The organism is Acidovorax sp. HMWF018 (genome assembly GCF_003061035.1).
Taxonomy (GTDB): domain Bacteria; phylum Pseudomonadota; class Gammaproteobacteria; order Burkholderiales; family Burkholderiaceae_C; genus Acidovorax; species Acidovorax delafieldii.
The window spans coordinates 1484-8715 of sequence record NZ_QAIM01000367.1 but is presented as its reverse complement, the minus strand read 5'-3'; the positions used below and the strand labels follow the sequence as shown (position 1 = coordinate 8715).

The window sequence follows — 7232 nt, the reverse complement described above, 5'->3', positions numbered from 1 at the left end:
GGTGGGTGTAGGGGCGAGTCAGTCGTCGGCTTCGAAGATGCTGTGCTTCTTGGCGGTCGGCTTTTTGGAGAGGGGCTTTGCGGCTTTGGCTGCGGCACCTTTTGTGCGCGCGCCTGTTGCTGTGACTTTCTTCGGCGTGGCGGGCTGGGCTTTGGCGACACTCCTTTTTTTCTTGGGCGGTGCAGCCTTGGCGTGCGGGTTGTAGGCCAGCGCTTCGTCAATCCAGAAGCTCCACTGCGTCCGGGTAGAAAACCCATTGGGCTCCACCCAGAAATAGCCCTTCATCCCGCCGCCCGGAGAGAGTTCGCGCGTGTTCTGCATCTCCTGCAGCTCGCCGTGCCGCTCCGGCGGCAAGCGCACCAGCAGCTCCTCGCCCTTGACTGCGATGCACATCTTGCCGTCCACGAAGAAGGCGTGCGTTCCAAACAGGGCGCGTTCTTCCACGTCACTGCGGTGCGCTAGCGCCGTGCGCACGGCGTCGATCAGGTGCAGGGTTTCGTCAGACAGCGGGCGGGCGGGCATGGTGAGAGCTAAAAATGCCGGTAGCGCTAGTGCAATATGCCTGGGTAGCTATGAATGTTGTAGCTACCGGATGGCCTCGGTGGCATCTCCATCCAGCATGCGCCGCGCAATGATCACCCGCATGATTTCATTGGTGCCTTCCAGAATCTGGTGTACGCGCGCGTCGCGCAGCAGGCGCTCCAGCGGGTATTCGCGGATGTAGCCGTAGCCGCCGTGCAACTGCAGGGCGTCATTGATGACGGTAAAGCCTGCATCGGTGGCAAAGCGCTTGGCCATGGCGCAATAGGTGGATGCGTCGCGCGCCCCGGCGTCCAGCTTGCTCGCGGCCAGGCGCACCATCTGGCGGGCGGCGACGAGTTCGGTCGCCATGTCGGCCAGCTTGAACTGCAGCGCCTGGAAGCTGGCGATGGGTTTGCCAAACTGTTTGCGGTCTTGCATGTACTGCTGGGCGGCGTTGAGCGCGCCTTGGGCCGCCCCCACCGAGCAGGTGGCGATGTTGATGCGGCCGCCGTCCAGGCCCTTCATGGCGATCTTGAAGCCTTCGCCCTCGCGGCCCAGCAGGTTTTCGGCGGGGATGCGCACGTTGTCAAAGCTGATGGTGCGCGTGGGCTGGCTGTTCCAGCCCATCTTCTGTTCCTTCTTGCCGTAGCTGATGCCGGGTGCATCGGCGGGCACGGCAAAGGCGCTGATGCCGCTGGCGCCGGATTGCGCGTCGCCGGTGCGGGCCATGAGCACCAGCACGTCGGTGCTGCCCGCGCCGCTGATGAAGGCCTTGGCGCCGTTGATGACGTATTCGTTGCCCACCAACTCGGCGCGGGTCTTGAGCGAGGCGGCGTCGGAGCCTGCGCCGGGCTCGGTGAGGCAGTAGCTGGCGAGCTTTTCGCCGGTGGTGAGCAACGGGCCCCAGTGGTCGCGCACGGCGGGTGTGGCCCAGGTGCCCAGCATCCAGGTGGCCATGTTGTGGATGGTGATGAAGGCGGTGGTGGATGGGTCTACCGCCGCCATTTCTTCGAAGACCAGCGTGGCGTCGAGGCGTGGCAGGGCCAGGCCACCGGCGGCTTCGGGTGCATACAGGCCACAAAAGCCCAGCTCGCCCGCCTTGGCGATGGCTTCTTTCGGGAAGATGCCTTCCTCGTCCCAGTGCGCGGCGTGGGGTGCGAACTCAGCTTGTGCAAAGTCGCGGGCCGTCTGGGCAAAGGCGCGTTGTTCTTCGGTGAGTTCAAAGTCCATGGTGTTCTGTCTCGTCGTCGGTTCTTGTTGTTCTGGTGGCCTCGCTCAGGGCTTCGCGGACGGGTGGTCCAGCGTCAGCCAGCGCATCAGGCCCTTGCGGCGCGCCTGGGTTTCGGCCGTCAGGCACTCGTGGTACAAGCGCGGCCACTGGGGCTGCGATTCGTTGCTGCGCTGCGCCTGCTTGCAGCGGGTGGTGCGCTCGCGCTGCCAGGCCGTGTGCTCCTGCCGCAGCTGGGGCCGTTCGTGGGCCGACAGGGCGCGCATCACGTCGCCGTAGAGGATGGCGATCTCGGTGTCTGCCGCCTGGAAGGCTTGCACGGCGCAGGCGTTGGTTTCTTCCACGGTGCCGCCGGGTTTGCAGGCAGCACCGGCCTGTGCGTGGGCGTCGGCCCCGATCAGCATCGCGCAAGCAGCACCGAAGACCATGGCCCATCTCTGCATCGTTGTCTGAAAAGTTTGCATGCCCTGCTTTTACCACCGCGCACAGTCGTTGAAACCGGCGCGGCCCAGGCCAGTGCCACCGTGCAAGGGCCGCCCCGCCGCACGGGTGGCGTCCCCCTTCCCGCGCAAAGCGCGAGAGAAGGGGGAAGGCGCGCAGCGCCTCAGGGGGATGTCACTTCAAGCTAATCGTCGTGTTCACACCATGCGAGACGGTGCTGTCGTCAAACCAGCGTGCCGTCACCGTCTTGGTCTGCGTGTAGAACAGCACGACCTGCTTGCCGTAGGGCCCCAGGTCGCCCAGCTTGGAAGCACGCGAGCCCGAGAACGAGAACAGCGGCACTGGCACAGGGATTGGCACGTTGATGCCGACCTGGCCCACATCGATCTCTTCCTGGAACTTACGCGCCGCCGCACCCGACTGGGTGAAGATGGCGGTGCCGTTGCCGTTCGGGTTGCTGTTGATGAACTCGATGGCTTCGTCAATGTCGGCAGCGGCCGACAGGCACAGCACGGGGCCAAAGATTTCCTGGTCGTAGATGGCCATGCCGGGCTTGACGCCGCTGAACACTGTGGGGCCCACGAAGTTGCCTTTTTCGTAGCCGGCCACCTGGGGCTTGCGGCCGTCCAGTTCCAACTTGGCGCCGTCGGCAATGCCACGCTCGATCAGGCCTTCCACACGCGACAGTGCGGCGCACGACACGACCGGACCCACATCCGTACCCTTTTCCACACCAGCGCTCACCTTGAGCGTCTTGGCCTTCTCGACCAGCTCGGGAATCCACTTTTGTGCCTCGCCCACCAGCACCACCACCGACAGCGCCATGCAGCGCTGACCTGCAGCGCCAAAGGCGGCACCAGCCAGGGCGTTCAGGGTTTGTTCCTTGTTGGCGTCTGGCATCACGATGGCGTGGTTCTTGGCACCCATCATGCATTGCACGCGCTTGCCGTTCAGGCTGGCGCGGTTGTAGACGTGCGTGCCCACCTTGGTGGAGCCCACGAAGCTGATCGCCTTGATGTCCTTGTGGTCGCAGATCGCGTTCACGGCCGCTTCGCCACCGTGGATCACGTTGAGCACGCCAGGGGGGATGCCCGCTTCAAGCGCCAGCTCCACCAGGCGCATGGTCACCATGGGGTCTTGCTCGGAGGGCTTGAGCACGAAGGTGTTGCCCGTGGCAATGGCCATGGGGAACATCCATAGCGGGATCATGGCGGGGAAGTTGAAGGGGGTGATGCCTGCGCATACGCCCAGGGGCTGCAGCAGCGTGTAGGTGTCCACGCCACCGGCCACGTTGTTGGCCAGCTCGCCCAGTTGCAGGTTGCCGATGCTGGCCGCGTGCTCCACCACTTCGAGGCCACGGAACACGTCGCCTTCGGCATCCGGCAGGGTCTTGCCCTGTTCGGCCGTGAGGATGGCGGCCAGTTCGGCCATGTTTTCGCGGATGAGCTGCTGGTACTTGAGGAAGATGCGGGCGCGGGTGCCGATGGGGGTTTTCTTCCAGGTCTTGAACGCTTCCTTGGCCGAGGCCACGGCGGCATTGATTTCGTCCTGCGTGGCAAAGGGCACACGGGCCAGCACCTCTTGCGTGGCCGGGTTCACCACGTCGCGCCATTCGGTGGTCTTGGATTCGACGAACTGGCCGCCGATCAACAGCTTGACGGTGGGGGCCAGCACGGCCTGGGAGGTGGGTGCATTCATCGGTTTGTCTCCTGGAAAAAGCGGGCAAAGGTGCGGGCAGGGTGCCCAGAACTTCGCCATCCTAATTGTGCAGAATTGTCTGCACAATAGACAATGGTGCGCACAAGGTTTGCAAAAATGCACATCGCTGCTTTTGCCTCCGACCTTTGCATATCCTTGTTTGCGTAATGCTCACTGATTCAAGGACTACCCCATGGACTGGGACAACCTGCGCTACTTTCTGGAGCTGGCCCGCGCCGGCACGCTGGTGGGGGCTGCGCGCCGCTTGGCCGTAGACCACACCACGGTGGCGCGCCGCCTGCAGGCGCTCGAAAAGCAGGTGGGCTCCGCCCTGTTTGCGCGCGAGGCGGGCGGCCACCGGCTGACCGAGGCCGGGCGCGCACTGCTGCCCCAGGTCGAGGCCATGGAAGCCGCCTTTCTGGCGGTGGAAAACGCCGCCCCCGGCGTGCGCCAAGGCCTGCATGGCTTGGTGCGCATTGGAACCACCGAGGGCTTTGGCAACCTGATCCTGGCGCCCCAGCTGGCCCGGTTTGCGCTGGACCACCCCGGCCTGGTGGTGGACCTGCTGGCGCTGCCCCGCCTGGTGCACCTGTCGCGCCGCGAGGCGGACATCGTCATCTCGCTGGAGCGCCCGGCGCGTGGCGCGGTGGTGGTCGTGAAGCTGACCGACTACGTGCTGCAACTGTATGGAGCGCGCAGCTACCTGCAGCGCCATGCCCCTATCCACACGCCAGACGACCTGCGGGGCCACACCTTCATCAGCTACGTGGACGACCTGCTGTTCAGCAAGGAACTGCAAATCCTGGACGAGTTGCATCGCCCCGCGCATTTTGCGCTGCGCAGCACGAGCATCCTGGCACAGTACGAAGCCGCCCGCGTGGGGGCGGGGCTGGCTGTGCTGCCCGCCTTTGTGGCAGCGCAAGACCCGTCGCTGGTGCCTGTGCTGCCGGGTGTGGCACGCTTTCAGCGCACCTTCTGGATGTCCATGCCCGGCGACAACAAGCACGTGACCCGCATGCAGGCCACGTGGGCGTTTTTGCGGGAGGCGGTGGCGGCTCAGCAGGGGTTGCTGTTGCCGCCTGTCGATGGCATTTGATTTGCTATTTAATTTATAGCTACTGGCGTATGAAAAGCTTGCGCCTCTGGCACTTTTAGCCATCAATTGGCTCCTCGCACATGACCCTGTCTCCCTCCTCGCTGTCGCCATCTGTCCCCCGCATGCGGCAACGTGCAGCAGCGCTTGTCACCCAGCAGGGCAGGGTGCTGCTGCACCGGGCGCAAGGCGACGCGTTTTGGGCGTTACCGGGGGGCGGGATCGAGCCAGGAGAAAGTGCCGCACAGGCGGTGGTGCGCGAGTTGCTGGAAGAACTGGGGCAGGCCGTGGTGCCGGGCGCGCTGGCTTGTGTGGTGGAGAACTTCTTCGTTCATTCCGGCCAGCTGCACCATGAACTGGGTCTTTGCTTGCACACCAGTCTGCTGGGCGATGGCCCCTTGATCGCAGGGGATGGCCCCTATGAGGGGCTGGAAGGCGGTCGCGGCCTGGTGTTTGCTTGGTTTTCCAGCGACGAGCTTGCGCACCTAGACATCCGTCCGACGATCTTGCGCAGCTATTTGCTTGAATTGCTGGCATGTGGCCCCAGCGGCGTGGCGCACCTTGTGCACCGGGACGGGCTTGTATCCCACTTGTCGACTGGATCCGCCGCGTAGAGTATTTACGCCCTCGCTGACGGTGTTGCCTACGGAGCGTGGGGCCATGAGCCCGGTTCATCGACGTGGACTGTGCCCCGGCGTCCGCCACTGCAGCGGTACCAGGGCATACAGCGGGCTGGGCTCGCGCTGCCAGCCGCTGGTGGGTGCTGCGGTGGTCGTGCCGGTGGACAAGCCGTTGGTGCCGATGTGAAGACCGGCGAGCTGCTGCATCCACACGACGTCGATGGCGCCGCCTTGCAAGGGTCTGGAGAAGATCAGCTCCAGCATCTTGCGGCCCTGTGGGTCGCCGCTGCTGGCTGCTACCTGGTACAGGCGCACGGCCTCGGTGTAGTTGGCAGGTACGCCGTCGCCGCGGTGGTAGCGCTGGGCCTCCGCGTACCAATCTGCAGCGCTGTAGCGGGCTGATCGGGTGCGGGCGTTGGGACCGCTCTGGATGCGGCGGGCCAGAAGGCGGGCGTTGGCGGCGGCGGCCTCGGATTTTGCAGACGCTGATTGAAACTGGACCATCGCCTGTTCGAGATCGCCCCTGGCGATGAACTCCAGCCCCAGTTCGTTGCCGGCCTGCGCGTTGCCGGCGCGCACGGCTTGCGTCAACAGTTTTTGAAGCGATGGACTGGTCGTCGCTGGGGCCGCTGAGCCGGGATATCGGTCTGGTGAGGACAAACGGGGCTCGGCCAATGGAGCCAATGCCTTGGCCGCATGCCATTCGAGGTATTTGGCAAGCCCCGGATCGGCACGGCCCACCAGCGCAATCCAGTGCATGGCGGTTGAAGGATTGGGTGCTGCCACGCACCCGCTGAGCTGGCACCACGCAAGGCCCGCAGGAGCCAGGGGGTGGCTGAGCATTTGCGCACGTTCAAACCAGTGCTGGGCCTGCGCCGGGTCAGCGGGCATGGCCAGGCCATGCAACGCCAGCAATCCCAACAGCCACGCCGCATCGGCAGGCGTCAGGTCGCCCGTTGATCGCGTTGTAGGGGCAGGGGGGGCGTGCGGCTTGCGCGTCGGCACCCCATCGCGTTGCGCGGTGCTGCGAAGTTTTTGCAACATCTTCTCCTGCGTGGGGTCGTCAGACCCGGGCACCTGGGGGGACACCGCGTTCAGGTTGGCGCGATCGATGTCGGTGATTTCCGCAGGCGTGGGAAGCGCCCGCACCGATGCCAGCGCAGGTGCTGCAGTCACCACCGCCAAGACCAGGCACGCTGCACCCCAGGCCTGCGCCACGGCGCCATGGGTAGCGCGCCATATGCCCTGCGGTGCATGCAGCCCACCCATGGTGGAATGCGTGGTCGCCGTGGTCGCCGTGGTCACCGTGGTCGCCGGGGTGGTGGTCATCGCGTTCGCCTGCGCAGTGCTTTACCGACGGTGTGTCACTTGCGTGGGGCGGGTTGGGCAGGCGCACTGGCTGCGGCGGGCAGGGCGCGGCGTGGAATGACTTGCCAGTACACGGCATTGCCGGTGTAGCCATCGGTGCCCCAGGCGGTGGCGAAGGCTTCGTTCAAGCGCTCCAGCGCTCGGTAGTTCGGGATGGGCTTGAGCGGCGGTCCGCGCAGCGCCTCGGGCAAACGGGGCGTGCTGTCCTCGTCGGTGGCAAAGCAGGCCACACCCTCGGTGCCGGGGCTGGCTGCGTCCATGA

The 7232-nt window shown here is 65.3% G+C and carries 7 protein-coding genes and 1 pseudogene; 2 read left to right on the top strand and 6 right to left on the bottom strand.

Features of this window, described 5'->3' with window-relative positions; translation table 11 throughout:
* Nucleotides 1-18: 18 nt before the first annotated feature.
* From DBR23_RS14070 to DBR23_RS14055, 4 genes are all read right to left on the bottom strand, one after another.
* Complete coding sequence (locus DBR23_RS14070) at nucleotides 19-522, bottom strand: TfoX/Sxy family protein (protein ID WP_108498669.1); 504 nt, start codon at nucleotides 520-522, stop codon at nucleotides 19-21.
* A gap of 63 nt (nucleotides 523-585) precedes the next feature.
* Nucleotides 586-1752: an acyl-CoA dehydrogenase family protein gene (locus DBR23_RS14065; RefSeq protein ID WP_108498668.1), complete on the bottom strand. Its 1167-nt coding sequence runs from the start codon at nucleotides 1750-1752 to the stop codon at nucleotides 586-588.
* Nucleotides 1753-1797: 45 nt separating this feature from the next.
* A complete protein-coding gene (locus DBR23_RS14060; protein ID WP_108498667.1) occupies nucleotides 1798-2193 on the bottom strand; it encodes a lysozyme inhibitor LprI family protein in 396 nt (131 codons plus the stop codon).
* Nucleotides 2194-2365: 172 nt separating this feature from the next.
* On the bottom strand, nucleotides 2366-3889 hold the full coding sequence (locus tag DBR23_RS14055; protein ID WP_108498666.1) for a CoA-acylating methylmalonate-semialdehyde dehydrogenase: 1524 nt from the start codon (nucleotides 3887-3889) through the stop codon (nucleotides 2366-2368).
* A 193-nt stretch (nucleotides 3890-4082) separates the two neighbouring features.
* Here DBR23_RS14055 and DBR23_RS14050 point away from each other — a divergent pair, with 193 nt between their 5' ends.
* Nucleotides 4083-4985, top strand: coding sequence for a LysR family transcriptional regulator (locus DBR23_RS14050; RefSeq protein WP_108498665.1), 903 nt, complete (start codon nucleotides 4083-4085; stop codon nucleotides 4983-4985).
* A gap of 80 nt (nucleotides 4986-5065) precedes the next feature.
* Nucleotides 5066-5596: an NUDIX hydrolase gene (locus DBR23_RS14045; RefSeq protein WP_255581712.1), complete on the top strand. Its 531-nt coding sequence runs from the start codon at nucleotides 5066-5068 to the stop codon at nucleotides 5594-5596.
* A gap of 57 nt (nucleotides 5597-5653) precedes the next feature.
* Here DBR23_RS14045 and DBR23_RS14040 read toward each other — a convergent pair whose 3' ends face one another.
* Both DBR23_RS14040 and DBR23_RS30705 read right to left on the bottom strand, forming a co-directional pair.
* Nucleotides 5654-6931, bottom strand: coding sequence for an SEL1-like repeat protein (locus DBR23_RS14040; protein ID WP_108498664.1), 1278 nt, complete (start codon nucleotides 6929-6931; stop codon nucleotides 5654-5656).
* 35 nt (nucleotides 6932-6966) lie between these two features.
* Nucleotides 6967-7232: pseudogene (locus tag DBR23_RS30705) on the bottom strand (peptidoglycan-binding protein); the annotation flags it as partial.

Coding starts and splice junctions, on each gene's coding strand:
- DBR23_RS14070 (WP_108498669.1), bottom strand. CDS start 522: ATGCCCGCCCGCCCGCTGTCTGACGAAACCCTGCACCTGATCGACGCC.
- DBR23_RS14065 (WP_108498668.1), bottom strand. CDS start 1,752: ATGGACTTTGAACTCACCGAAGAACAACGCGCCTTTGCCCAGACGGCC.
- DBR23_RS14060 (WP_108498667.1), bottom strand. CDS start 2,193: ATGCAGAGATGGGCCATGGTCTTCGGTGCTGCTTGCGCGATGCTGATC.
- DBR23_RS14055 (WP_108498666.1), bottom strand. CDS start 3,889: ATGAATGCACCCACCTCCCAGGCCGTGCTGGCCCCCACCGTCAAGCTG.
- DBR23_RS14050 (WP_108498665.1), top strand. CDS start 4,083: ATGGACTGGGACAACCTGCGCTACTTTCTGGAGCTGGCCCGCGCCGGC.
- DBR23_RS14045 (WP_255581712.1), top strand. CDS start 5,066: ATGACCCTGTCTCCCTCCTCGCTGTCGCCATCTGTCCCCCGCATGCGG.
- DBR23_RS14040 (WP_108498664.1), bottom strand. CDS start 6,931: ATGACCACCACCCCGGCGACCACGGTGACCACGGCGACCACGGCGACC.